The 24,950-nt window shown below is 72.1% G+C and carries 23 protein-coding genes; 15 read left to right on the forward strand and 8 right to left on the reverse strand.

Annotated elements, in window-relative coordinates; translation table 11 throughout:
- Window positions 1–68: 68 nt before the first annotated feature.
- Window positions 69–869: an ABC transporter permease gene (locus tag ACPYN4_RS01425; RefSeq protein WP_424445437.1), complete on the forward strand. Its 801-nt coding sequence runs from the start codon at window positions 69–71 to the stop codon at window positions 867–869.
- Window positions 869–1,609, forward strand: coding sequence for an ABC transporter ATP-binding protein (locus ACPYN4_RS01430; RefSeq protein WP_424445438.1), 741 nt, complete (start codon window positions 869–871; stop codon window positions 1,607–1,609). The genes ACPYN4_RS01425 and ACPYN4_RS01430 overlap by 1 nt, the downstream gene beginning before the upstream one ends.
- A 19-nt stretch (window positions 1,610–1,628) precedes the next feature.
- Here the strand turns inward: ACPYN4_RS01430 and ACPYN4_RS01435 are convergent, their stop codons facing one another.
- The 5 genes from ACPYN4_RS01435 to ACPYN4_RS01455 form a co-directional block, all read right to left on the reverse strand.
- On the reverse strand, window positions 1,629–2,624 hold the full coding sequence (locus ACPYN4_RS01435) for a glycosyltransferase family 2 protein (protein ID WP_424445439.1): 996 nt from the start codon (window positions 2,622–2,624) through the stop codon (window positions 1,629–1,631).
- 185 nt (window positions 2,625–2,809) lie between these two features.
- Window positions 2,810–3,190, reverse strand: a complete 381-nt coding sequence (locus ACPYN4_RS01440) for a type II toxin-antitoxin system VapC family toxin (protein ID WP_424445440.1) — start codon at window positions 3,188–3,190, stop codon at window positions 2,810–2,812.
- Window positions 3,187–3,444, reverse strand: a complete 258-nt coding sequence (locus ACPYN4_RS01445) for a CopG family transcriptional regulator (RefSeq protein ID WP_424445441.1) — start codon at window positions 3,442–3,444, stop codon at window positions 3,187–3,189. The genes ACPYN4_RS01440 and ACPYN4_RS01445 overlap by 4 nt, the downstream gene beginning before the upstream one ends.
- A 46-nt stretch (window positions 3,445–3,490) precedes the next feature.
- Window positions 3,491–4,831: an O-antigen ligase family protein gene (locus ACPYN4_RS01450; protein WP_424445442.1), complete on the reverse strand. Its 1,341-nt coding sequence runs from the start codon at window positions 4,829–4,831 to the stop codon at window positions 3,491–3,493.
- The gene (locus tag ACPYN4_RS01455; RefSeq protein ID WP_424445443.1) at window positions 4,828–6,234 is read right to left on the reverse strand and encodes an O-antigen ligase family protein; all 1,407 of its coding nucleotides are present in this window, start codon (window positions 6,232–6,234) and stop codon (window positions 4,828–4,830) included. The genes ACPYN4_RS01450 and ACPYN4_RS01455 overlap by 4 nt, the downstream gene beginning before the upstream one ends.
- A gap of 81 nt (window positions 6,235–6,315) precedes the next feature.
- Between ACPYN4_RS01455 and manA the strand changes: the two genes are divergently transcribed.
- The 4 genes from manA to ACPYN4_RS01475 all read left to right on the forward strand — a co-directional run bounded on the left by manA (window position 6,316) and on the right by ACPYN4_RS01475 (window position 12,716).
- Window positions 6,316–7,515, forward strand: coding sequence for a mannose-6-phosphate isomerase, class I (manA, locus tag ACPYN4_RS01460; protein ID WP_424445444.1), 1,200 nt, complete (start codon window positions 6,316–6,318; stop codon window positions 7,513–7,515).
- A gap of 190 nt (window positions 7,516–7,705) precedes the next feature.
- On the forward strand, window positions 7,706–8,023 hold the full coding sequence (locus ACPYN4_RS01465; protein ID WP_076691402.1) for a WhiB family transcriptional regulator: 318 nt from the start codon (window positions 7,706–7,708) through the stop codon (window positions 8,021–8,023).
- A 215-nt stretch (window positions 8,024–8,238) separates the two neighbouring features.
- Window positions 8,239–11,058 carry a glycosyltransferase gene (locus tag ACPYN4_RS01470; RefSeq protein ID WP_424445445.1) on the forward strand — a complete coding sequence of 940 codons (2,820 nt, stop codon included), beginning with the start codon at window positions 8,239–8,241 and terminating at the stop codon, window positions 11,056–11,058.
- A complete protein-coding gene (locus tag ACPYN4_RS01475) occupies window positions 11,055–12,716 on the forward strand; it encodes a DUF5719 family protein (RefSeq protein ID WP_424445446.1) in 1,662 nt (553 codons plus the stop codon). Before ACPYN4_RS01470 ends, ACPYN4_RS01475 begins: the two co-directional genes overlap by 4 nt.
- Before the next feature lie 23 nt (window positions 12,717–12,739).
- On the opposite strand, the gene ACPYN4_RS01480 is transcribed toward ACPYN4_RS01475, so the two are convergent.
- Entirely contained in the window at window positions 12,740–13,168 is a 429-nt protein-coding gene (locus tag ACPYN4_RS01480) for a metallopeptidase family protein (RefSeq protein WP_239281464.1), read from the reverse strand.
- A gap of 443 nt (window positions 13,169–13,611) precedes the next feature.
- Here ACPYN4_RS01480 and ACPYN4_RS01485 point away from each other — a divergent pair, with 443 nt between their 5' ends.
- From ACPYN4_RS01485 to katG, 4 genes are all read left to right on the forward strand, one after another.
- Window positions 13,612–13,818 (forward strand): DUF3499 family protein, encoded by a 207-nt coding sequence (locus ACPYN4_RS01485; protein WP_076692243.1) that lies wholly within the window; start codon window positions 13,612–13,614, stop codon window positions 13,816–13,818.
- Between the two features lie 265 nt (window positions 13,819–14,083).
- Window positions 14,084–15,544: an adenosylhomocysteinase gene (gene ahcY, locus ACPYN4_RS01490; RefSeq protein WP_287271995.1), complete on the forward strand. Its 1,461-nt coding sequence runs from the start codon at window positions 14,084–14,086 to the stop codon at window positions 15,542–15,544.
- Between the two features lie 71 nt (window positions 15,545–15,615).
- Window positions 15,616–16,044 carry a Fur family transcriptional regulator gene (locus tag ACPYN4_RS01495; protein ID WP_424445447.1) on the forward strand — a complete coding sequence of 143 codons (429 nt, stop codon included), beginning with the start codon at window positions 15,616–15,618 and terminating at the stop codon, window positions 16,042–16,044.
- 40 nt (window positions 16,045–16,084) lie between these two features.
- Window positions 16,085–18,415 carry a catalase/peroxidase HPI gene (gene katG, locus ACPYN4_RS01500; RefSeq protein ID WP_424445448.1) on the forward strand — a complete coding sequence of 777 codons (2,331 nt, stop codon included), beginning with the start codon at window positions 16,085–16,087 and terminating at the stop codon, window positions 18,413–18,415.
- A gap of 88 nt (window positions 18,416–18,503) precedes the next feature.
- Here the strand turns inward: katG and ACPYN4_RS01505 are convergent, their stop codons facing one another.
- Entirely contained in the window at window positions 18,504–19,043 is a 540-nt protein-coding gene (locus ACPYN4_RS01505; protein WP_424445449.1) for an aquaporin, read from the reverse strand.
- Here ACPYN4_RS01505 and mtrA point away from each other — a divergent pair.
- The 5 genes from mtrA (at window position 19,042) to hpf (ending at window position 24,660) form a co-directional block, all read left to right on the forward strand.
- Entirely contained in the window at window positions 19,042–19,722 is a 681-nt protein-coding gene (gene mtrA / locus ACPYN4_RS01510) for an MtrAB system response regulator MtrA (protein WP_281653105.1), read from the forward strand. The two genes, ACPYN4_RS01505 and mtrA, sit on opposite strands and share 2 nt — an antisense overlap.
- Window positions 19,723–19,732: 10 nt before the next feature.
- Window positions 19,733–21,400, forward strand: coding sequence for an MtrAB system histidine kinase MtrB (gene mtrB, locus ACPYN4_RS01515; protein WP_424445450.1), 1,668 nt, complete (start codon window positions 19,733–19,735; stop codon window positions 21,398–21,400).
- Complete coding sequence (locus ACPYN4_RS01520; RefSeq protein ID WP_424445451.1) at window positions 21,397–23,100, forward strand: LpqB family beta-propeller domain-containing protein; 1,704 nt, start codon at window positions 21,397–21,399, stop codon at window positions 23,098–23,100. Before mtrB ends, ACPYN4_RS01520 begins: the two co-directional genes overlap by 4 nt.
- 126 nt (window positions 23,101–23,226) lie before the next feature.
- Entirely contained in the window at window positions 23,227–23,907 is a 681-nt protein-coding gene (locus ACPYN4_RS01525; protein ID WP_424445452.1) for a ComF family protein, read from the forward strand.
- A gap of 90 nt (window positions 23,908–23,997) precedes the next feature.
- Window positions 23,998–24,660 (forward strand): ribosome hibernation-promoting factor, HPF/YfiA family, encoded by a 663-nt coding sequence (gene hpf, locus ACPYN4_RS01530; RefSeq protein ID WP_287271985.1) that lies wholly within the window; start codon window positions 23,998–24,000, stop codon window positions 24,658–24,660.
- A gap of 77 nt (window positions 24,661–24,737) precedes the next feature.
- Here the strand turns inward: hpf and ACPYN4_RS01535 are convergent, their stop codons facing one another.
- The gene (locus ACPYN4_RS01535) at window positions 24,738–24,920 is read right to left on the reverse strand and encodes an ATP-binding cassette domain-containing protein (protein WP_424445453.1); all 183 of its coding nucleotides are present in this window, start codon (window positions 24,918–24,920) and stop codon (window positions 24,738–24,740) included.
- Window positions 24,921–24,950 lie beyond the last annotated feature (30 nt).

The raw sequence follows: 24,950 nt of genomic DNA on the forward strand, positions 1-24,950 counted from the left end.
TGTGCGGTGAGGGGACGCCACCAGCCTAGCGACGGTGCTCGCGCTCTCCGTTCTTCTAGACTCGTCAGGTGACCACCGCTGTCGTCGGCGCTCCGGGGTCGGCCCGGCGCTACTTCCACTCGCTGTGGCTGCTGTCCGCCCGCGACCTCAAGATCAGGTACGCGACGAGTGCGCTCGGATATCTGTGGTCGATCCTCGATCCTCTCGTCATGAGCGTGATCTACTGGTTCGTCTTCACCCAGGTGTTCCAGCGCGGCAGCGTCGGGGAGGCCCCGTACATCGTCTTCCTCATCGCGGGCCTGCTGCCGTGGGTCTGGTTCAACGCGTCGGTCACCGACATGACGAAGGCGTTCCGGAAGGATGCCAAGCTCGTCCGCTCCACGGCGATCCCGCGTTCCATCTGGGTGGGACGCATCGTCCTCAGCAAGGGCATCGAGTTCCTCTTCTCGATTCCGGTCCTCATCCTCTTCGCGCTGTTCGCGCAGCCCCGGGTGCAGTGGAACCCGCTCATCCTGCTCTTCCCGCTCGGCATCGTGCTGCAGGCGGTGCTGCTCGTCGGACTCGGCCTGCTGGTGGCGCCGCTGTGCGCACTGTGGGGCGACCTGGAGCGGACGACCCGGCTCATCCTCCGCGCACTCTTCTACGCGTCGCCCATCATCTACGGACTTTCCGACCTCCCCTCGCCCTTCCACGAGATCGCCCTCTTCAACCCCCTCTCGGGAATCTTCACGCTCTACCGCTCCGGTATGTTCCCCGAGGAATGGAACCCGCTCGCGGTGTCCGTCGCCGCGGCGATGTCGCTGGCCTTCCTCGTGCTCGGCGCTCTCGTCTTCCGGCGCCTCGAGCCGTCGGTGCTGAAGGAGCTGTGATGGACGAGCAGCTCGCCATCCGCGTCGACGACCTCGGCGTGCGCTTCCGCCGGGGCCGTCGTGGTCGCCGCACCCTGAAGGATCTGTTCGGAGGGTCGGCACGGCGCATGCGCCCGGGAGAGTTCTGGGCCCTCCGTCACGTGACGTTCGACGTCGCCCAGGGCGAGGCGATCGGCGTCGTCGGCCGCAACGGGCAGGGCAAGTCCACGCTTCTCAAACTCGTCGCGGGCGTCCTGCTGCCCGACGAGGGCTCGGTCACGGTGCACGGAGGAGTGGCACCGCTCATCGAGATCACCGGCGGCTTCGTCGGCGACCTGACCGTGCGGGAGAACGTGCGTCTGACCGCGGGCCTCCACGGCATGTCGAAGGCGGCGATCGCTCGCCGTTTCGACGACATCATCGCGTTCGCCGAGCTCGAAGATTTCGTCGAAACGCCCTACAAGCACCTCTCGAGCGGTATGAAGGTGCGTCTCGCCTTTTCCGTCGTCTCGCAGCTCGACGAGCCGATCCTCCTCGTCGACGAGGTGCTCGCGGTCGGCGACAAGGCGTTCCGCGAGAAGTGCTATCTCCGCATCGACGAACTCCTCGCCGAAGGTCGCACGCTGTTCTTCGTCAGCCACAACGAGAAGGACCTGCGCCGCTTCTGCACGCGAGGCCTCTATCTCGACAAGGGCGCGCTGAAGCTGGATGCCCCGATCTCCGACGTCCTCGACGCCTACAACGCCGACTATAACCGCTGAGTCGCCGCCCGCTCGGGCCTCAGCCCTCGGTGCCCACGAGCGCCGGCATCGGCTGCCAGTCGCGGTCGCGGGAGATCTTGCGCCCGTCGCGGAGGCCCCGGAAGAGGTGCGAGGTCCCCTTGACCTTCCGCTCGACGAACAGCAGCCGGATGATCTCCTTGCCGAACGTGAGCGCCGTGCCGAGGCCGAACGCCACCGGGTTGTAGACCCCGAGAGCCCGGTAGTACTGCTGGATGTGCGCGCGGTTGCGCATGATGTAGTACCGGTACGCGTCGCTCGACGCGTTCATGTGGCGGATGCCCATGTCCCACTGCTTGATCTCGCGGGTGCGGCGCAGCACGAACTCGTCGACGATGACCGAGGTCGTCACGCGTGACGCGAGCCAGCCGTACGTCTGGTCGTCCCAGTAGATGAAGAAGCGCGGGTCGGGCAGACCGATCTGCGTGACGATGTCCCGGTGGATGAACATGCCCTCGAAGCAGCCGGAGTTCATCTCCTTGTAGCCCGAGGAGTCGAAGCCGGACGGGGCGAAGGGGATGGGGATGCCCATGCGCTCGGCGACGCGGTACTGCCAGTAGAACTCGCTGCCGTCGTAGTCGTAGCGGCGGCCCTGGATGCTCTTGAAGCGACCCGACCACGCGCCCATCTTCGCGAGCCCGTCGGGCAGCACCTCGACGTCGTCGTCCATCAGCCAGATCCACGTCGAGCCCAGCTCGTACGCGACCCGCATCCCCTCGCTGAAGCCGCCCGACCCGCCGGTGTTCGTGTCGAGACGCCGGTAGACGATCTCGGTGCCGATCGAATCGCGGAACGACTCCACGACGTCGGTCGTGTCGTCGGTCGACGCGTTGTCGATGATCACCACGTGCCCGGGCTTCGGGTCCATCGCGGTGATGCTCGTCAGCAGGCGCGTCAGCAGCCCGGAACGGTTGAAGGTGACGATCGCGATCGTCGCGCTCGACGGCGCAAACTGCTCGTTCTGAGCCGCGTCGGGGCGCGAAGAAGTGAGTGTCATGACCGGACCATCCTATCCCGGCGCCCTGTGAGAGCCTGAGTCCAAGATCTGCGCGAACGCGCAGAAATGGATGCCGACACCCGCCGCAGCTGGCTCCAGCATTCTGAATCTGCGCGATCGTGCCGACCGCAACCGCTTGGTCGCGCGCACTCTCGCCTACCGCCGCCAGGTGGCGGCGTGAGCGGTCAGGGGCTAAACGGCGGCTGGAGGCCCTCGAACATCGGGAAGTGTCTGGTGTTCAGTGTCGCCACCGTCGCTCCGACCGTGTCTGCCGTCCCTGCGATCAGATAGTCGCCCAGGGAGATGCCTTGGTGGCTGCGTCGGAACTCCCGCTGCAGATCGCCAGCGCGTGCCGCGATGACCTCGCTCACCGGTATCGCGGGCAGCGCTGACAGCAGCGCGCGCACGGCTGTGCGCTCAGCCGAGCGCATGCCGCCCATGATCTCCGCGACGGTCACGACGCTGATCGCGAGATCCTCATCGGCAGCAACGCGCCGGAGCCACGTGTGAGCGCTTGGGGAGCCTCGGAGATGGGCGATGAGCACGTCGGTGTCGACGATGATCACACGGTGTCCTGTCGCAGTCGCTCGAGCCACTGCTCGCGCTCGCTCCCTGCGCGTGCGGGCGCAGACAGCTCCGGGGCCGCACCCGCCGACGCGTCGATGGCCGCGAGGAGAAGGTTTCGCCGATCCGCGCCCGTGTCGAGCGCACGGTCGATGAGCCGACGGATGATCTCCGCCCTCGACGTCCCCTCTGCGTCGGCGAGCCTGTCGAGAGCGCGGGTCTGGCGCTCCTCCAGGTAGATGTTCGTGCGCCGCATACACCAGATCATACGCCGCCATCCGCGTCGCTGGTGGCGTGAGGGGCTACCGCGGCAGCGAGAACGACCCCGTGGGGGCGTCGCCGGTCAGCCGGTCGCGCCACGACCGGGACTGCCCGGCCCGCACCGCGCACAGGCACAGCAGCATCCACCCCACCCCGAACAACGCGACCGACTCGAACACGCTCGTCACCGCGAGCGCCACGAGCATCAGCGGCGTCCACGCATAGACGATCGAGCGCCGCTGGCTCGCGGTGATCCACGACCGCACGAGCGCCACGCCCCCGAGCGCGCACAGCAGCAGCAGCCCCGCCCACCCCAATTGCAGCAGCACGTCGACGTAGGCGTTCAGCGCCGTCGTGTGATGCTCACCCAGCAACTGATTGATCGTGAAGAACGGCTGCTCGCCCGGCTCCCACGGCCCGAACCAGCCCCAGCCCTGCACCGGCCGCTTCGACGTGTAGAACCCCGCCAGCGACCACAGTCGCGTCCGCATCGACAGGTCGTCGGTCGCGCCGAGCGCGTCGAGGATCCGCGCGCGCTGCACGTACCCCGCGACGGATGCCGCGGCCACCACCGCCGCGAGCGACCACTGCATCGCGCGGCGTCGCTCCGCCGGCACGGCGCGCACCAGCATGAGCACCGCCGTCGCCGTGCCCACCGCCACCGCGAGCACGAGGACGGTCGGCGACGCCGACAGCAGACCGAGCGCGGCCGCCAGCGTCAGCGACGCGGCCGCCGTCCCCGGCCGCACCGACTGCGTGCGCATCTCCACCGCGAAGGTGATCATCGCGACCACCGTGATGATCCCCAGCATGTTGCGGGTGCCGAAGATCCCCTGGATGGGGCCGAGCGCCGCGATGTTCCCCTGGATCCCGAGGAACTTCAGCGGCATGTCCAGCAGGATGCCGGAGAACACCTCGAGCCCGAGTGAGAGCCCCAGCGCGGCGCGGAGCACATCGCCGAGCGCCCGCACCGTCTGCAGCGTGTCGCGGATATGCCCGATCGTCACCGCCAGCAGCGCCACCGCCGCCATCGCGGACCACCGCCCGAGGCTCGCGAACGGGTCGGAGCTCCAGAACACGCTCGCGAACGCCCACGCCACCAGCAGCAGCAGCGTCGTCGGCACGAGGCGCAGCAGCGAGATCTCCTCACGCCGCGCCCAGAGGATGCCGAGGGCGAACACGCACAGTCCCGCCACGACCGCGCGCAGCGTCACGATCCCCGCCACCCGTTCGATCAGGTGCGACCCCACGAGCGCCGCGAACGTCGTCAGCGTGAACGTCCGCGCGAAATCGGCCGACCCCAAGAGCCGCCGCACTGCACCGCTCGCGTCGCGGCCGCGATCGGCGTCGCGGGGGCCGGTGCCGGCGGCATCCGCCGTCATCGCGCCATCCGTGCGATCTCGCCCTGCTCGCCGACCAGGCGCTGCTCGGACGGTCCGCGACCGAGGAGCGGCGCCTGCTTGATCTTGAACGCCAGCATGATGACGAAGAACCAGCCCCACCCGAGCAGCGGCGCCGACTCGGCGAGCCCCTGCACGAGCAGAATCGCCGCGACGAGCGTCGGCAGCAGCGTCACCGCCGAGTACGGCCGGTCGGCCACGAGGTCCCACCGGGGCCGGTCCACGGCGAAGAACCACGACCGCCAGACGTACGCCAGGAACGTCAGCGCGACGAGGACCAGGCCGATGATCCCCAACTGGAAGTACACGTCCAGCCACATGTTGTGCGCCTGCATGACGGTCTCGCCGTGGTCGGTGATCCAGCCGTCGAAGAACGGATCGCTCGGCACCCACGGCGTGGAGAAGCCCCAGCCGATCACCGGGCGCTCGGCCGCCTTCTGCGCGACGACCTCCCAGATCCCCTCCCGCCCGGTGAGGTCGGACGACCGCCCCAGCGCCGAGAAGATGCGCTCGCGCAGCAGCCACAGGGCCGTGAGCCCGCCGATGCCGACGACGGCATATGCCACGTAATACCGGGTGCGCTCGCCGGCGCGGCGCGTGGTCCGCATGAGCAGCGCCGTCGTGAGCACCACGACGACCGCCACCGCGGCGAGCCACGCCGTCGCCGATCCCGCCCGCACGAACAGGAACGCCGCCAGCGCGAACCAGGCCACGAGGAGGCTCCGCCGCGGCGCCCGCGACGCGAAGCGGATGGCGAACACGACCATCCCCAGCAGCGCGGCGTAGGCGAGCGGGTTCGCGTTGCCGAACACGCCCTGCAGTCGTCCGCCGTCGAACAGGTTGTCGCGCACCCAGTACACGATCGGGTCGTGCTTCGTGCCGGGGTCCGGCCGCACGAACTCCGGCAGCATCGGGCCGTGCCAGAAGAGCGAGACCCACAGCTCGAGCAGGAGCGACAGCGCGAGGATCCACTTCAGCGCCGACGCGATCGCCCGCACGAGTTCGCGCCAGGTCAGCACCGACCCGACGAACATCGCCTGCACGGTCGTCGTGAGAAGCAGCAGCAGCGTCAGCGTCGTCGCCGACGGATACGCCGTCCAGATGAGCGACGTCACCGCCCACACGACGTACAGCACCGCGAACCACGGCAGGCGCCGCCACTGCACCTCGGGGCGCAGCACCAGCCACAGGACGATCGAGACGATCCCCGAGCCGAACGCGACGACGCCCGCGCCGACGGTGCCGAACGCCATCAACCAGGAGGTGCCCGCGATCGCTGCGGCGATGACGAAGATGCACCAGCCGCGGAGCAGGATGTGGCCCGTCTTCTCCCGGATCGGCGCGGTCGGCGGCGCCGCGACGGGATGCTTCGTGTGGACGGCCATGGTGTGATCAGGGTATCGCGCGCACCCGTGCCCGACCGGGCGCCGCCGGGACCGTTCTCGGAGCGGTTCTAGGCTGGGCGCATGCTGATCCCGATCTCCAACACCCCGCGCGACTACTCCTGGGGATCGGTCGATCTCATCCCCGCGCTGGAGGGGCGCGAGCCCACCGGGCGCCCCGAGGCCGAGGTCTGGTACGGCGACCATCCCGGCTGCCCGTCCGTCGTCGCCGACGGGTCAGGACAGACCCTCGATGCGGCCCTCGCCGCCGCGGGCGAGCCGCCGCTGCCGTTCCTGCTGAAGGTGCTGGCGGCGGCATCCTCGCTGTCGATCCAGGCGCACCCGACGATCGCGCAGGCCCGCGAGGGCTTCACGCGCGAAGAGGATGCCGGGGTGCCCCGCGACGCCGCGGATCGCCTCTACCGCGACGCCAACCACAAGCCGGAGATCATCGTCGCGCTCAGCGACGAGTTCCGCGCGCTCGTCGGGCTGCGCCCCCTCGAGGACACCCGGCGCCTCGTGGCGGCGCTGGGGGAGGGGCCCGCCAGCGCCGCGCTGACGCAACGGCTCGGGGCGCCTGTCGGTGCGGAGGGCGCCGCCGGTGCGGCCACGGGGACGGATGCCGCGGCCCCGGCATCCGTCGTCCGCGATCTGCTGGCGTGGGCGCTCACCGACGCCGATGCCGACCTCGTCGCCGACCTCGTCCGGGCGCTCGAGCGCGCCGACAGCGATGAGTTCGCCGAGGAGATCGCGACGCTGCGCGCCGCGGCCGCCGACTTCCCCGGCGACCCGGGCCTCATCGTCGCGCTGCTGATGAACCTCGTGATCCTCCGGCCCGGTCAGGCGCTGTTCGCCCCCGCCGGCGTGCTGCACGCCTACCAGTCCGGCCTCGGCGTCGAGCTCATGGCGGCCAGCGACAACGTCCTCCGCGGCGGACTGACCCCCAAGCACGTCGACGTGCCTGAGCTCATGCGCGTGGTCGACGTCGCAACCGGGCCCACCCCGCTTGTCGTGCCGCAGGAGATCGCGCCGGGCGTCCGCGAGTACGCCCCGCCGGTCAGCGATTTCGCGCTCACGGCCGTCACCGTCACCGCCGACCAGCCGGTCACGGTGGCGCTGCGGGGCCCCGCGATCGTCTTGGCGACGGCGGGCGACGTTGAGGTGCGCACCGCGGATGCCACGGCGTCGCTCGTTCCCGGCGCAGCCGTGTACGTCGGACGCGAAGAGCGCGTGGACATCTCCGGCGCCGGCGCGGTGTTCGTCGCGCAGCCCGGCCGCGAGTGAGGCGCGGCGCGCGCGTCTCGTGCGCGCGTCTCACGCCGGGTCCGCGCGGGCGACACGCCGGACGGGACGCGGGTGAAGGTTCAATCCGGCCTTGAGGGTTTACGATCTGCGACTTGACCGCGGCGAATGACAAGGGTGTAATTATCCCAACACGCGCACCAGCGCCAGCCGAAAACGTGGGGAGAACGATATGACGGGTTACCGCTCCGGCGTCCCCGACAACTGGTTCGTCGACCCGGTCAATCTCGGCGTCCCGGGAGTCCGTCGCCCCTCCGCTGTCGATGAGGACAGCGCCCTGGCGTGGCAGGCCGATGCGCTGTGCGCACAGACCGACCCCGAGGCGTTCTTCCCCGAGAAGGGCGGATCGACCCGCGACGCGAAGCGCATCTGCACATCGTGCGACGTCCGTGGCGAATGCCTGGAGTACGCCCTGCAGAACGACGAGCGCTTCGGCATCTGGGGTGGCCTCAGCGAGCGCGAGCGCCGCAAGCTCAAGCGCCGCGCCTGACCCCGCGGGGCGTGGGGGCGTTTCGTCTCGGTCGCTGGAGCTCCCTCGCTCAACGATCGTTGGGGTTCGGCGCGTTCCGCACGTCCCGGTCGTTGAGCGAGCGAGGAACGAGCGAGACGAAACGGGGTTCCCCAGCCCCGCCGAGTGGGCTCGATCTGAAGACTCGCGGCCGATCTGCGCCGTGCCGGCGAGGCCCCGCCTAGGCTGACGACGTCATGCCCGCCCGAGTACACGCGCTGCTGGTCGTGCGCCCCGAGGGGCGCGTGGCCGCAGATATCCACCTCCGACGCACGCTCAACGCGCTCGCCGCGCAGACCCGCCCGGCCGATGTGCTCACGATCGTGCTGTGCGGCGTGCACGCGACCGACCGCACCCTCGCCCAGATCGCGGGGGAGTCGGGCGCCGAGGGGGTCATCACCGCCGACCGCGGCACCTCCTTCGCCGAGGCGCTGAGTCTCGCCAGTCGCCGCATCGACGGCGACGCGGTGTGGTTGCTCTCGCAGGAGACGACCCCCGCTCCCGATGCCCTGCTTCGCCTGGTCGGCGCGCTGGAGACCTCCCCGTCGGTCGCCCTGGCCGCCCCCAAGCTCGTCCGCGCCGACGACAACGACCGCATCGTCTCGCTCGGTGTGTCCCTGTCGCGCGGCGGCCGCACCGTCGGTCTCGCCGACGGCGAGCACGACCAGGGCCAGCACGACGCGGGCGATGACGTCCTCGGCGTCGATGTCCGCGGCATCCTGATCCGCGCCGACGCGTGGACGGCGCTGCACGGTCTCGACACCGCCCTCGCCGGCGCCGACGAAGGGCTCGACCTCGGCATCCGCGCGCGGCTGCGCGGCGGCCGTGTCGTGCTCGCGCCGCAGGCGCTCGTCGCGATCGCCGGCGCGCACGCCTCGGCATCCGACCCCGCCCACCCCGGCATGCGCGAGACGTACGCCCAGCGCACTGCGCAACTGCACCGCCGCCTCGTGTACGCGCCGGCGTGGGCGGTCGTGCTGCACTGGCTGTCGTACCTGCCGCTCGCCCTCGTCCGTACGATCGGGATGCTGCTGGCCAAGCAGCCCGGCGACATCCTGCCCGAGTGGGGCGCCACCCTCACCGTCATGGCGCGCCCGGCCGCCGTCGCCCGCGCGCGTCGCGGCATCCGCACCGGACGCGCCGTGTCGTGGGCGCAGCTCGCCCCGCTGCGGGTGACCTCCGCGCAGTTGCGACAGCGCCTCGACGACGATGTGGTCGAGGGTCCCGGTCGCGGTGAGCTGCGTTTCTTCTCCGGCGGCGGAGCTTGGATCGTGCTCGGCGCCCTGCTGGTGTCGGTCGTGGCGTTCCTGTCGCTGCTGGCCTGGCCGGTCCTCGCCGGCGGTGCGCTCGCGCCGCTGCGGGCGACCCTCGCGCAGTTGTGGGCCGATGCCGCCTACGGCGCCCGCCCGCTCGGCTGGGCGACCATCGGCCCCGCCGATCCCTTCAGCGCCGTCGTCGCCGTGCTCGGCTCGCTGTGGCCGGCGGCGCCTTCGCGGGTCACCGTCGCGCTGTGGGTGCTCGCCCTGCCGCTGTCGGCCCTCGGCGGCTGGTTCGCCGCGACGCGCTTCACCGGCCGCGGCGTCGTCCGCGCCGCCGTCGCGATCGGGTGGGCGCTCGCGCCGAGCCTGCTGGACGCGCTCGTCACGGGGCGCCCCACGGTCGTCATCGCGCACCTGCTGCTGCCGTGGCTGCTGTGGACCGCCGCCGTCGCGCACCGCTCCTGGAGCTCGGCCGCGGTGGGATCCGTCGCCGCCGTCGGCGTCGTCGCCGCGGCCCCCTCGCTGGCGCCGGCGCTCATCGTGCTGTGGATCATCGCGATCGTCCTCACCGCGGGCCTCGGCCACGGCCGCGGACTCGCGCGCGTGATCTGGCTCATCGTCCCGGCGGCGGTCGTCTTCGCCCCGATGATCTGGCACCGACTCAGCACCGGCGACCCGTGGGCGCTGCTCGCCGACCCCGGCGTGCCGCTCGCGGGCGACGGCTCCACGGACCTCGTGCGCCGGCTGCTGCTCGGCCTCGGCTTCCCCTCCGGCGACGCGAGCCGCTGGGGTGAGCTGATCGGCCCCGTCGCCGCCTGGATGCCGCTCCTCGTCGTCCCGGTCCTGGTCCTCGCAGTCGCGGCACCCGTCGTCGCGCGCATCGTCCCCGCCGCGGTCACCCTGTTCGCCGCGCTCCTCGGACTCGGCACCGCGTCCATCGCCATCGGCATCACGGTGACGACGGATGCCGCCGCGTCGATCGTCCTGTCGCCGGCCCCCGCGCTCAGCCTTTTCTGGCTCGGAGCCCTCGCCGCCGCCGCGCTCACGCTCGACGCGATCCCCGACGCCGCGCGGGTGCGCGCTCCCCTCGCGGCCCTCGTCATGGCGACGCTCGTCGTGAGCGCCGTCCCCGCGCTGACCGCCCTGCCGCGCGGCACGTCCGCCCTCACCGAGGGGGCGACGAGCACGCTGCCGGCCTACGTCGAGGCCGAGGGACGCGCGGGGCTGCGCAACGCGACGTTCGTCATGACCCCGGCATCCGACGGCGCCGTCATCGTCGACGTCGTGTGGGGGGAGACCTCCGCGCTCGGCGGGCAGTCGACACTGCGCTCGGCACGGCTCGCGGCGAACGCGGGAGATGAGGATGCCGCGAGCCTCGCCGCGGCGCTCATCGCCGACCCCTCGGGCAGCGCCGTGACCGATCTCGCCGACCACGGCGTCGCGTTCGTGTTGCTCGGGACCGAGCCGGCCGGCGACAGCGACGCCGCCCGCGCCGTCCGCATCCAGGCGGAGACCGCGCTCAACCAGCGCGACGACCTCGAGATCGTGGGCGACACCGGCAAGGGCAAGCTGTGGCGCATCACGGCGCCGATCACCGACCGGGCGGATGCCGCGACGCCCGCGACCTCGCCGATCGCGCTTCTGCAGCTCGGTGCCGTCGCGATCGCGCTGCTGCTGGCGATCCCCACCCGGCGCTCGCTCGCCGACAGCCGCCGCCGCTCCCGCATCGTCGGCGCCCGGAAGGGAGACGCGGCATGACCGATCCACGCTCCGACGCCCGCCGCGAGGTGGGGGAGCCCGGCGGGGACGCCGTGCCCGGGGACGCCGTGGCGGGCGTCTCGCCCGACGCCGCCGTGGCGGCCGCCGGTGCCTCGGCTGACGGGGCGCCGGCTGTGGCGGGCAGCGTCTCGGCCGACGACGCCGCGGCCGCGCAGGCTGGAACGGCTCCCGCCGCGTCCGCCGAGGCGCCGGTGCACCCGGCGGCCGCCCCCCGGCATCCGTCCGGCAGATTCGGGCCGGTGCGGCTCGGCATCGGCCTGGTGGTCGCCGTCGTGGCCGCCTCGCTCGGGGTGAGCGTCGCGGTGCTGCCGGTGTCGGGCCTCCTGCCCGCCGCGGCCGGCGACCGTGCCGCGGTCGAGCTGGCCGCGCTGCCGCCGGCGGGACCCTCGATCGCAACCTGCGCCGGACCGGTGCTCGCGGCCGGGCGCGACAGCGCGAACGCGTCGGTGCTCGCCGACGCCGCACCCCAGTCCCTCACCGACGGCGCTGCCGGCGGGGTCGCTCCCGAGTCCACCACGCTCCAGGCACCCGACATCGCCGACGGCGCCGGCCCCGCCGTCCTCACCGTGCCTCCGACCGATGGGGCCGTGACGGATCTGGCTGCTGCAGGCTCGGCGACGGTCGCGGCATCCGACCTCAGCGGCTTCGCCGCCTCGGCCTGCACGCGCGCCGCGATGGAGTCGTGGATCGTCGCGGGATCGGCCACGACCGGCGCCGCCGACCTCGTCGTGCTGGCGAATCCCGGCGACGTCGCGGCGCGGGTGACGATCACGGTCTACGGTGCGACCGGCCCCGCGGTTCCCGCCGCCGGCGCCGGGATCGTCGTCGCGGCCAGCACCCAGCGCGTCGTCCCGCTGGCGGCCCTCGCCCTCGGCGAGGAGAACCCCATTCTGCAGATCACCGCCGCGGAGGCTCCGGTGCGCGCGTCGCTGCAGGCGAGCCTCACCCGTATCCTCGTGCCGGGCGGGCTCGACCAGGTCGGCGCCAGCGCCGTGCCGACGGAGCAGATCGTCATTCCCGGCGTGCCCGTCGTCACCGCTCCCGGCACCGCCGGCGAGAGCGACGTCGTGACATCGCTGCGCCTGCTCGCCCCGGCCGCCGACGCCAACGCGTCGGTCGTGATCCTGCGGAACGGCGGGGCCGGCGGCGCTACCTCACAGCCGCAGGACGTCGCCCTCACCGCCGGGATTCCGCTGCAGCTCGACCTGTCGGGGCTCGAGGTCGGCACCTACACGGTGGTCGTGACGGCGAGCGCGCCCGTCACCGGCGCGGTGCGCGCGGCATCCGGATTCGGGGCCGGCAGCGACTTCGGCTGGTTCGCGGCGGCGGACGAAGTGACGGCGCCGGCGCTGGTCGCCGTCGCCGACGGCCCCGCCCCGCAGTTGACGCTCGCGTCCACCTCCGACACGGCGCAGACCGTGGGGCTCACGGGCATCGACGGTGAGCGGACCGACGTGACCGTGCCCGCCGGAGGGAGTGTCACCGTCCCGGTGACCGCCGGTGCGGTGTACCGCATCGAGCCCGGCGACGACGGCATCCGGGCGGCCGTCACCTACGCCACCGGCGGCGCCGTGGCGGGCTATCCCGTGCCCGCGGGGGATGCCGCGGCATCCGCCATCACCGTCTACCCCCGCTGAGCCGTCTCCCGCTGGGCGCCGCGTCAGTAGTGGAAGCGGTCGGGGCCGAGGTCCCACGGGTCGCGGTCGAGGTACTCCGCGGCGGCGCGGAAGACGCATGCCTCGATCGCCATGCGCCGATGCAGGTCGTCCTCGCGGTGCAGCTGCCCGAGCCGCTCGATCGGCAGCCGGTACAGCACGATGCGCTGCTCCGTGGGCAGTGCGCTCCAGCGGGGGATCCCGTCGTCATCGGATGCCGGTGGCATCGCCGCCACCTCGAAGCGCACCTCGCGCAGTTCCGGCCAGGCGCTGCGCAGAAACTCGGCCGCCGTCCCGACGGCGAAGTCGAACCGCTCCTCGCGGGTCTCCAGCGGCAGCAGGGGCGGCCGGACGACGGGGCTGCGGTCCTCGCGGCCGTGCCGGCCGTGGCGGGACGCGCGCCGCGGGGGAGCCGTGACGCGCTTCCTCACCATGCGATCAGTCTAGGCGGGGCCGTCCGGGCCGGCGGGTGTCGGGTCGGGCCGTCGGGTCGGCTGTGGCGGTCGTGGCGGTCGGGGCGGGCGGGGCGGTCGCGCCGGCTGGGGCGGTCGGGGCGGCTGGGGCGGTCGCGCCGGGTCTGCCGGTCGCGAAAGCAGGCTGAAACGGCACTTTCGCTCCGCCGGGGTGCCCCTTCGGCCGATCGAGCCTGCTTTTGAGTCGGCGGCGGCGCGGCACCCGGCCGCGGCCGGGGCGGACGGACCATGGCTCGACCCGTGGGGTTCGGGCGGGCTGCCGGTCGGGTCTGCCGGTCGCGAAAGCAGGCTGAAACGGCACTTTCGCGCCGCCGGGGCGCCCCTTCGGCCGATCGAGCCTGCTTTTGAGACGGTGGCGGCGCGGCACCCGGCCGCGGACGGGGTCGGCGGCTACCGTGAAGGCGATGCGTACTCGACTGTGCTCGAAGGTGGGCTGCGCCCGCGAGGCCGTGACGACCCTGACCTACGACTACGGCGACCAGATGGCCGCGCTCGGCCCGCTCGGCGGCGCGACCGATCCGCACGCGCACGACCTGTGCGCGATCCACACCGACCGGCTCTCGGTGCCCAAGGGCTGGGTCGTCGTCCGCCACGAGACCCTGCGCGTCTAGTCCCTCTCCCGCCCTTCCGGCGAGATCGCCGCCCCGCGCGCGAGCTTGCCGGCAACCTCGGCGACGGACCGGCGACCTCGGCGTGAGACCGGCGACCTCGGCGTGGAACCGGCGACCTCGGCGACGAACCGGCGACCTCGGCGTGGAACCAGCGACCTCGGCGAGGAACCCCTGGCGACCCCGGCGTGGAAGAGGCGACCTCGGCGACGAACCGGCGACCTCGGCGTGGAACCGGCGACCTCGGCGGGGGTGGGAGAATGGGCGGATGCCGACTGCCACCGCCTCCACGCACGACTTCGTCGTCGCCGACCTGAGCCTCGCCGACGCGGGCCGCCACCAGCTGCGCCTGGCCGAGAACGAGATGCCGGGCCTCATGGCGCTGCGCGAGGAGTACGGCTCCAGCCAGCCCCTCGCCGGTGCCCGCATCGCCGGTTCGCTGCACATGACGGTCCAGACCGCGGTCCTCATCGAGACGCTCGTCGCGCTCGGCGCGCAGGTGCGCTGGGCCAGCTGCAACATCTTCTCCACGCAGGACGAGGCCGCCGCCGCCGTCGCCGTCGGTCCCACGGGGACGGTGGACGAGCCCGCCGGCATCCCCGTGTTCGCCTTCAAGGGCGAGACCCTCGAGGAGTACTGGCAGCTCGCCGACCGCATCTTCGACTGGTCGGCGGAGGGCTTCGACGGCCCGAACCTCATCCTCGACGACGGCGGCGACGCCACCCTGCTCGTGCACAAGGGCGTCGAGTTCGAGAAGGCCGGCGCCGTGCCCGCGGCATCCGACACCGACTCCCTCGAGTACCGCATCGTGCTCGACACCCTGCGGGCGAGCCTCGCGCGCGACCCGCAGCGCTTCACCCGCATGGCGGAGCAGATCGTGGGCGTCACCGAGGAGACGACGACCGGCGTGCACCGCCTGTACGAGCTTGCCGCGGCCGGAAAGCTGCTGTTCCCGGGTATCAACGTCAACGACTCCGTCACCAAGAGCAAGTTCGACAACAAGTACGGCATCCGCCACTCGCTGCCCGACGGCCTGAACCGCGGCACCGACGTCCTCATCGGCGGCAAGGTCGCCTTCGTCGTCGGCTACGGCGACGTCGGCAAGGGCGCCGCCGAGGCCCTGCGCGGCCAAGGCGCCCGCGTCATCATCGGCGAGGTCGACCCGATCTGCGCGCTGCAGGCGGCGATGGACGGCTTCCAGGTCGCCAAGCTCGAGTCGGTCATCGACCAGGTCGACATCCTCATCACCGGCACCGGCAACACCCGCGTCGTGACGACCGAGCACCTGCAGGGGCTCAAGCACCTCGCGATCGTCGGCAACGTCGGCCACTTCGACGACGAGATCGATATGGCGGGCCTCGAGGCGATCCCGGGCGTGGAGAAGGTGGAGATCAAGCCGCAGGTGCACGAGTACCGCCTGCCCGGCGGCACCAGCATCCTCGTCATGAGCGAGGGACGCCTCATGAACCTCGGCAATGCCACGGGTCACCCCTCCTTCGTCATGAGCGCCTCCTTCACCAACCAGGTGCTCGCCCAGATCGAGCTGTGGACGAAGCCCGAGGAGTACCCCGTGGGCGTGTACGTGCTGCCGAAGATCCTCGACGAGAAGGTGGCGCGCCTCCACCTCGCGGCCCTCGGCGTGGAGCTCACGGAGCTCACCGCCGAGCAGGCGGCGTACATCGGCGTGCCCGTCGAGGGACCGTACAAGCTCGATCACTATCGTTACTGAACGGGCGGATGCCGGGTCGTTCACCCACCGTTCTACTTTTGTCTAGTTCAAAACAACGCTAGGCTGGGGGCATGACTCTCGCCGACGCCGCCGACGCGCTCCGCGCCGCGGGGCTCCGCGTCACGGAGTCACGCACCGCGGTGTACGACGCGCTCCGGGAGCGCCCGCATGCCAGCGCCGACGACGTGTTCGGGCACGTGCTGCCGCGGCTTCCGCGCGCGAGTCGGCAGTCGGTCTACAACGCGCTGAACGACTTCGCGGATGCCGGGATCGTGCGCCGCATCGAGCCGGCCGGGCGATCGATGCTGTTCGAGCTGCGCGTCAGCGACAACCACCACCACCTCGTCTGTACCCGCTGCGGCGCGGTCCGCGACGTCGACTGCGTCGTCGGCGAAGCGCCCTGCCTCACGCCGTCGCACGACCACGGCTTCGCCGTGCACGCCGCCGAAGTCACCTTCTGGGGCCTGTGCCCCGACTGTGCCGCCGAGCGCGCCGCCTGAACCTGAACCGCTGCCCACCCGACCCCACGGAAGGAACACCATGAGCACCCCCGACGAGACGGTCCAGCCGATCGGCGAGAACCCGACCGACACCGATCAGGCCGTCACCGACATCGACACCCCCGTCGACGACCGCGAGGACGGCGAGACGCGCCCCCGCCCCAACCCCGACGAGGCCGGCACCTGCCCCGTCATCCACGGCGACCGCCAGCCGCACCCGACGACGGGTTCGGCCAACAACCGATGGTGGCCGAACCAACTGAACCTCCGCATCCTCAAGAAGAACCCCGCCGTCGGAAACCCGCTGGGCGAGGGCTTCGACTACCGCGCCGCCTTCAACGCCCTCGACCTCGACGCCGTCAAGAAGGACATCGACGAGCTCCTCACGACGAGCCAGGACTGGTGGCCGGCGGACTTCGGCAACTACGGGCCGCTCATGATCCGCATGGCGTGGCACAGCGCCGGCACCTACCGCGTGACCGACGGCCGCGGCGGCGGTGGCACCGGCCAGCAGCGTTTCGCGCCGCTGAACTCCTGGCCCGACAACGTGAGCCTCGACAAGGCCCGCCGCCTGCTCTGGCCCGTGAAGAAGAAGTACGGCCAGGCGATCTCGTGGGGCGACCTCATGATCCTCGCCGGCAACGTGGCCCTGGAGAACATGGGCTTCGAGACGTTCGGCTTCGCCGGCGGCCGCCCCGACGTGTGGGAGCCGGACGACGACGTGTACTGGGGCCCCGAGACGACGTGGCTCGGCGACGAGCGCTACACGGGCGACCGTGACCTCGAGAAGCCCCTCGCTGCCGTCCAGATGGGCCTCATCTACGTCAACCCCGAGGGCCCGAACGGCAACCCCGACCCGATCGCGTCGGCGCGCGACATCCGCGAGACGTTCGGCCGCATGGGGATGGACGACGAGGAGACCGTCGCCCTCATCGCCGGCGGCCACACGTTCGGCAAGACCCACGGCGCCGCCCCTGACACCAACATCGAGGACAACCCCGAGGCTGCGGGGCTGGAGATGCAGGGCCTCGGCTGGAAGAACAACTTCGGCACCGGCAAGGGCGACGACACCATCACCTCGGGACTCGAGGTCACCTGGACCTACCACCCGACCCGCTGGGACAACGAGTTCTTCCACATCCTCTACGCCTACGAGTGGGAGCTCATGCGCAGCCCCGGCGGCGGCCACCAGTGGCGCCCCGTCAACGGCGGGGGCGCCGACATGGTGCCGCTCGCGCACTCCAACGGACGCCGCGAGCCCCGCATGCTCACGAGCGACCTGGCGCTGCGCATGGACCCCGACTACGACGCGGTCTCGCGCCGCTTCAAGGAAGACCCCGAGGCCTTCCGTGACGCGTTCGCCCGCGCCTGGTTCAAGCTCACCCACCGCGACATGGGTCCCATCGAGCGCTACCTCGGACCCGAGGTGCCCGAGGAGGAGCTCATCTGGCAGGACCGCGTACCGGCCGTCGACCACCCGCTGATCGACGCCGACGACGCCGCCGAGCTGAAGAAGCGCGTCCTCGACTCCGGCCTCACAGTGCCCGAGCTCGTGTCGACGACGTGGGCCGCGGCATCCACCTTCCGCGGCAGCGACAAGCGCGGCGGCGTCAACGGCGCCCGCATCCGCCTCGAGCCGCAGAAGGACTGGGAGGTCAACAACCCCGCCCAGCTGCACAAGGTGCTCGGCGTGCTCGGCGGCATCAAGGCCGACTTCGACGCGCAGGCCGCCGGCGGCACCAAGGTGTCCCTCGCCGACCTCATCGTGCTCGCGGGCAACGCGGCCGTCGAGAAGGCGGCGGCGGATGCCGGTGTCTCGGTCGACGTGCCGTTCCACCCCGGCCGCACCGACGCCAGCCAGGAGCAGACCGACGTGCGCTCGTTCGGGCACCTGGAGCCGGCGGCCGACGGCTTCCGCAACTACCAGGGGCCGGCGGCGACGGCGGCGGGCCTTCCCGCGGAGCACCTGCTCGTCGACAAGGCGAACCTGCTGACGCTCAGCGCCCCCGAGATGACGGTGCTCGTCGGCGGCCTGCGCGTGCTCGGCGCGAACTGGGACGGCTCGGACCACGGCGTCTTCACCGACCGCGTCGGCGTGCTCACGAACGACTTCTTCGTGAACCTGCTCGACCTCGGCACGACGTGGAAGCCGCTCGACCCCGGGTCGCACGCGTTCCTCGGCACGAAGGACGCCACCGGTGAGAAGGTCGGCGTCGGCACCCGCGTCGACCTGCTGTTCGGCTCGAACTCCGAGCTGCGGGCGCTCGCCGAGGTGTACGCGTCCGACGACGCGAACGAGAAGTTCGTCCGCGACTTCGCCGCCGCGTGGGGTCGGGTCACGGAGCTCGACCGGTTCGATCTGCACGCGTGAGACGGATGCCGGGGCGCGCGCCCCGGCATCCTCACCACAACGGCCCCGCCTCATCCGAGGCGGGGCCGCTGTCGTGCGGGCGCGCCGGTCAGCGCGCCGGCTTGGCGTCGAACAGGGCGCGGTGCGCCAAGCCCGCGAGCAGGCCGCCGACGATCGGGAACACGAGGAACACCCACAGCTGCGCGAGGGCGTCGGGGCCGCCGTAGATCGCGGCCGCGAGCGAGCGGGCCGGGTTCACCGACGTGTTGTCGACCGGGATCGAGATGAGGTGGATGAGCGTCAGCGTCAGACCGATGACGAGGCCCGCGATCGTGGCGTTGCCGCGGGTCGCGTGCGTGACCCCCAGGATGACGAGCACGAAGACGGCCGTCAGCACGATCTCAACCGTGATGGCCGAGCCGAGACCGAACCCGCCGGGGGAGTGCTCGCCGAACCCGTTGCTGGCGAAGCCGCCGTTCTGCGCGGTCGCGAGCCACCCGTCGGGGCCGAAGAGCCCGACCAGCACGATGACGGTCGTGGCGAGGGCGCCGCGACGTGCGGCCCGGTCCCAGACGGGTCCGATACTGTGTTCCTGCGCCCTGCCGTGACGACGGCATCCGGCCGACCCGAAGGACGAATCAGGCCACATGACTTCCCGCATCCTCGTTGTCGACGACGACACCGCGCTCGCCGAGATGATCGGCATCGTGCTGCGCACCGAGGGCTTCGAACCCGTGTTCTGCGCCGACGGCGCCGCGGCCGTCGACGTCTGGCGCACCCAGCGCCCCGACCTGGTGCTGCTGGACCTCATGCTGCCGGGGGTCGACGGCATCGAGATCTGCACCCGCATCCGCGCCGAGTCGGGCGTGCCGATCATCATGCTGACGGCTCGCACCGACACCGCCGATGTCGTCCGAGGCCTGGAGTCGGGCGCCGACGACTACATCGTCAAGCCCTTCAACCCCAAGGAGCTCGTCGCGCGCATCCGCACGCGGCTGCGCCCGAGCGCCGAGCCGGAGAGCGGCAACCTGCGCATCGGCGACGTCGTCGTGGACGTCGCCGCCCACGAGGTGCGTCGCGGCAGCGAGGTCATCGCGCTGACTCCGCTGGAGTTCGAGCTGCTCGTCGCGCTGGCGAGCAAACCCCAGCAGGTGTTCTCCCGCGAGATGCTGCTGGAGCAGGTCTGGGGCTACCACTACAAGGCCGACACGCGCCTGGTGAACGTGCACGTGCAGCGCCTGCGCGCGAAGGTCGAGATCGACCCCGACAACCCGAAGATCGTCATGACGGTGCGCGGCGTCGGCTACCGCGCCGGCGCGGTGGTGTGATCGGGGCGTCATGACGCCGACGACGGCGAGCGTGCCGACCCTGACCGGATGGCGCGACTGGCGTGCGTGGCCGCAGCGCGTGCGCTACGCCTGGCGCCGGTCGCTGCGGTTCCGCACCCTCGCCATCACGCTCGGTGCGACGGCGCTGGCGATCCTCGTCGCGTTCGTCGCGATGGCCCTCGCGATCCAGAACGACCTGTTCGAGTCGCGTGTGCAGCAGGTGCAGGGTTCGGTGCAGCGGGCGACGGAGGCGACGCAGCGCACGCTGAACGCCGCGCAGGTCGAAGGTGACGCGGTGGCGCTGCAGACGCTGTACGACAACGCCGTCGACGCGATGTCGCGGCAGGCGGGCACCGACCTCATCGCCGGGTTCCGCGTCTCGGGCGCGCCCTCGGCGATCGCCCCGCAGGACGTGCAGCGCGGTGAGATCGCGGGCCTGATCACCCCCGGGCTGCGCGCGGCGGTGCAGCGCGATGGCGAGCAGCGGTGGTGGCAGTCGATCGCCCTGCCGGGCCCCGGCGGCGGTGCGGTCCCGGGTGTCGTCATCGGCCAGCAGGTGGAGTTCCCCGAGGTCGGCGCGTACGAGTTCTACTTCGCCTACGACCTCGCCGCGGAGCAGCAGACCCTGCAGTTCGTGCAGGTGACCCTGTGGCTCGTCGGTGCGGGCCTCGTCTTGCTGATCGCCGCGATCTCGTGGGTCGTGCTGCGCTCGGTCACGGTGCCGATCGCCGAGGCGGCGCAGACCAGTGCGACCCTCGCAGCGGGCGACCTCGGTGTGCGCCTTCCCGTCCGCGGCGAGGACGAGTTCGCGACGCTGGGGCGCTCCTTCAACGCGATGGCCGACAGCATCGAGTCGCAGATCAAGGAACTGGCGGAGCTCTCGCTCGTGCAGCAGCGGTTCGTCTCCGATGTCTCCCATGAACTCCGGACCCCGCTCACGACGATCCGCCTGGCCAGCGACATGCTCAACGACCAGCGCGAGAGCTTCGACCCCACCACGGCGCGCGCCGCGGAGCTGCTGCACGCGCAGGTGCAGCGGTTCGAGACCCTGCTGACCGACCTCCTCGAGATCAGCCGTTACGACGCCGGCTCGGTGCAGCTGGAGTACGAGCCGACCAGTCTGGCGCACCTCGCCGAGGATGTCATCGCCTCCATGCAGCAGCTCGCCGAGCAGCACGGCACGGACGTGCGCCTTGTCGCCCCCGGCGGCTATTCGCCGGTGGAGATGGACCCTCGTCGCGTGCGGCGGGTGGTCCGCAACCTCCTCGGCAACGCGATCGAGCACGGCGAGGGGCGTCCCATCGTCGTCACGGTCGACAGCGATCAGCACGCCGTCGCGATCGGCGTGCGCGACTACGGGCTCGGCATGAGCGCGGCCGACTCCGAGCGCGTCTTCGACCGGTTCTGGCGGGCCGACCCCGCCCGCAAGCGCACGATCGGCGGCACGGGCCTCGGCCTGTCGATCGCCCTCGGCGACGCGCACCTGCACGGCGGAACTCTGGCGGTGTGGAGCGAGCTCGGTCGCGGCACCCACTTCGTGCTGACCCTGCCGCGGCACGGGCAGCAGCTGGGCGGGTCGTCGCCGATCCCGGTGGACCCGGGCGACGACGGCTTGTCGCTCGACGACCTCGGTCTCACCCAGCCCATCGCCGTCTTCGAGAAGGGGGACCGCCGATGATGCGCCTGCGCGCCCTGGCCGCCGCCGCCGCGACGGCGCTCGCCGCCGCCGTCCTGACGGCGTGTGCCGGCCTTCCGACCTCCGGGCCCGTCAATGCCGGCGTCGTCATCAGCGACGACGGCGCGTCGGGCGATGTCGTCTTCATCCCGAAGGGACCGGTCGACGACGCCACGCCGCAGCAGATCGTGGAGGGCTTCATCGCCGCCGGCTCCGGCCCCGGTCCCGGCGCGAACTGGGCGACGGCGCGGGAGTTCCTGGCGCCCGAGTTCCGCGACCAGTGGAAGCCGTCCGGCGTCACCGTCTACAGCCCCGGGCAGCGGCGGATCGAGGAGATCTCCGAGACCCAGTTCCAGCTCACCGTGACGCCGGTCGCCACGGTGGATGCCGCCGGCGAGCTGCTCACCGCGGACAGCGGCGAGATCCCGCTCGATTTCACGCTCGCCCAGCAGGACGACGGCCAGTGGCGGATCACGCAGGCGCCGAACGGCATCGTCCTGGACGAGACCCGGTTCAAGACCGTGTTCAACACGTACTCGCTGATGTACTTCGACTCCACCTGGACCTACCTCGTCCCCGACGATCGGTGGTTCCCCCGCGTGAACGCGGCGACCAGCATCACCCAGGCGCTCGTGAACGGGTCGCCGAGCCCGTGGCTCGAAGGCGCCGTGTCGACCGCCTTCACCGACGACGCGCGCCTGGCGCTGGCCGCGGTGCCGGTCGATGCCGACAACGTCGCGAGGGTGAGCCTGGAGGAGGGCGCCCGGGGACTCGACCAGACGGTGCTGAACCGCATGCAGACGCAATTGACGAGGAGCCTCGCGACCGCCGGCATCCAAGGAGTCGACATGGTCGTCGCCGCCCAGCCGCTGCCGGCGGAGACGGTGCCGTGGCGCCCCACCACCGTCGACTCCCGGCCGCTCGTGCGCACCGCGGACGCCTTCGGTTTCGCCAGCGGCAGCTCCGCCGGATCGGGCACGTCGATCGAGCCGATCGCGGGGCTGTCGGAGGCGATGCTCACGGTCGACGCCACCGACATCGAGGTGAACGCCGACCGCACGACCGCCGCCGTCCGCGACGCCGCCGGCGCCGTGCTCATGGTGGGCGCCGATGACGCGATCGCGACGCTGGACCGGCGCACGGGACTCGTGGCGCCCTCGATCGACCCGTTCGGCTTCGTATGGAGCGTGCCCGCCGCGAGCCCCACCGCCGTCTTCGCGTACTCCGAGACCGGGGCGCAGTCGGCGATCGCCGGCGCCTGGCCGGGGGCGGTGCAGATCGTCGCGCAGCGGGTGTCGCGCGACGGCACGCGCATCGCCGCCGTCGTCCGCGACGGCAGCCGGTACGCGCTGTGGGTCGCCGGCATCCTGCGCGATCGCGACCACGCTCCGACCGCCCTCGGCGCCCCCAAGGTGCTGGCGACGCTCGCCGGTGCGCCGACCGCGCTGGCCTGGCTGGATGCCGGGACGCTCGCGGTCCTCGAGTCCGACGACACCGAGACCGTGCTGTACACGCACGAGATCGGCGCGTTCGGCGACGCGCTGCGCGGGCCGGAGGGCGCGACCACCGTGGCCGGCGGACTGCCGTCCGGCGTGCGGGTGCGGGCGGCCGACGGCGAGCTGTACGCACAGCGCGGCGCGAACTGGCAGCACCTCGCGTCCGGCATCGAGGTGCTCGCCGTGCAGCAGGGCTCTCCGCGGTGACCCGCACGGGCGGCTGACCCGCGCGCGCGGCTCGCCGCCCTCTCCCCAGGCGCCTCGGTTCGCGCGGTGTCCACAGATCGGCCGTGCGCCCCGTCACGGCCGCCGTCGCCGGGCCAGAGTGGAGGGATGCCGGCCCTCCCCGAATCCGTGCGCGATGCGCTCAGCGGCGCGCTGTCGCTGCTGCTGCCCGTCTGGTGCGCCGGCTGCGACGCGCCGGACGTCGTGCTGTGCGGCGAGTGCCGGCGGACGCTGGCGGCCGAGGCGGCGGCGCCCGGCCCGCCGCGCACGCTCCACGGCGGGCTGCGGGTGCACGCCGCCGTCGAGTTCTCGGGTGTGGCGGCCCGCACGATCCGCGCCTTCAAGGAGGAGGGGCGGACCGCCCTCGCCGGGCCCCTGGGCGCCGCGCTCGCGGTCTCCGCGGCGGCGGCGCTGACGGCGGCATCCGACGACGTCGTCTTCGTGCCCGTGCCGCCCTCGCGCGCGGCGTACCGGCGCCGCGGACACCACATCGCCGAGCTCCTCGCGCGGCGGGCGGGGCTGCCGGTGGCGCGGATGCTGCGAGTGCACGCGCCCACCGCCGATCAGCGGCTGCTCGGCCGCACCGAACGCGCCGCGAACGTCTCCGGAAGCATGCGCGCCCGCGGCGCCGCCGGTGCGGCGGTCATCGTCGTCGACGACGTCGTCACGACGGGGGCGACCCTCGTCGAGGCGGCCCGCTCTCTGCGGGCGGGCGGGGCACGGGTGCTCGGGGCGGTGACGGTGGCATCGACCACCCGCACCGGATTACTCCCAGCGATTCCTACGTGACACCGGCCGTGCGCCCGGATAGCGTGGGACAGACCAAGGCGAACTCAGGGTCCGCCCTTGACCGGGCGGACCGGAACAAGGAGGTCAAGGATGGAAACCAGCATCGTCGGCGTCGGAGTGAGCATCTCCGATCGGTTCCGCACCGTCACCGAGGAGAAGTCCGTCCGGATCGGGACGCTCGCGCCGCGGGCGCAGCGCCTCGACGTCAAGGTCACGCATCGCGCCTATCACAACGGCAGCCGCGAAGAGGAGACCGTCGAGCTCACCGTCACGGGGAAGGGCCCGCTGGTGCGGGCCGAGGCCACCGACGGCGACAAGTTCACCGCGCTCGACCTCGCCGTGGACAAGCTCGCCGAACAGCTGCGGCGCGCGAAGGAGAAGCGCGTCGACTCCCGCAACCACCCCCGCGGAGCGAAGCTCGACAAGGGCAGCGGCTCGCTCGCCGGGATCGATGTGCAGCCGGCATCCGCGGATGTGCTGCGCGCTGTTGCGACCGGCGCCGTGCCGGTCATCGCCGGTGACGAGGCGGACGAGGACTACACGCCCGTCGTCATCCGCACGAAGGTCTTCGACGCGGAGTGGATGACCGTCGAGGAGGCCGTCGACCGCATGGAGCTCGTCGGCCACGACTTCTTCCTGTTCATCGACGCCCGCACCGACCACCCCAGTGTGGTCTACCGCCGCAAGGGCTGGGACTACGGCGTCATCTCGCTGACCGCGAGCGCCCCGCCGGCTCAGGAGCTCGCCTCCTGACCCCGCGCGAAGGCCCCGCATCCGCCTCGTCGGATACGGGGCCTTCGCGCGCCCGGGTCAGAACCGCAGCGCCCGGGTCAGAACTGGAACACGAATCCGACCTCGCGCCCGCGCAAGCGGTCGAGGGCGCCGCGGCGCATCCGCTTGCCGTGGTCACGGAACACCGGATTGCCGCGGAAGTCCACCTCGCCCGACGACGGCAGGTCCAGCATCCCGAGGATGTTCAGCAGTGTCGACGTGCCCGATCCGCTGCGCCCCACGATCGCGACGGTTAACGAGGAGAAGGGCGG

It is taken from the genome of Microbacterium sp. CH-015 (genome assembly GCF_049707015.1).
Classification (GTDB): domain Bacteria; phylum Actinomycetota; class Actinomycetes; order Actinomycetales; family Microbacteriaceae; genus Microbacterium; species Microbacterium aurum.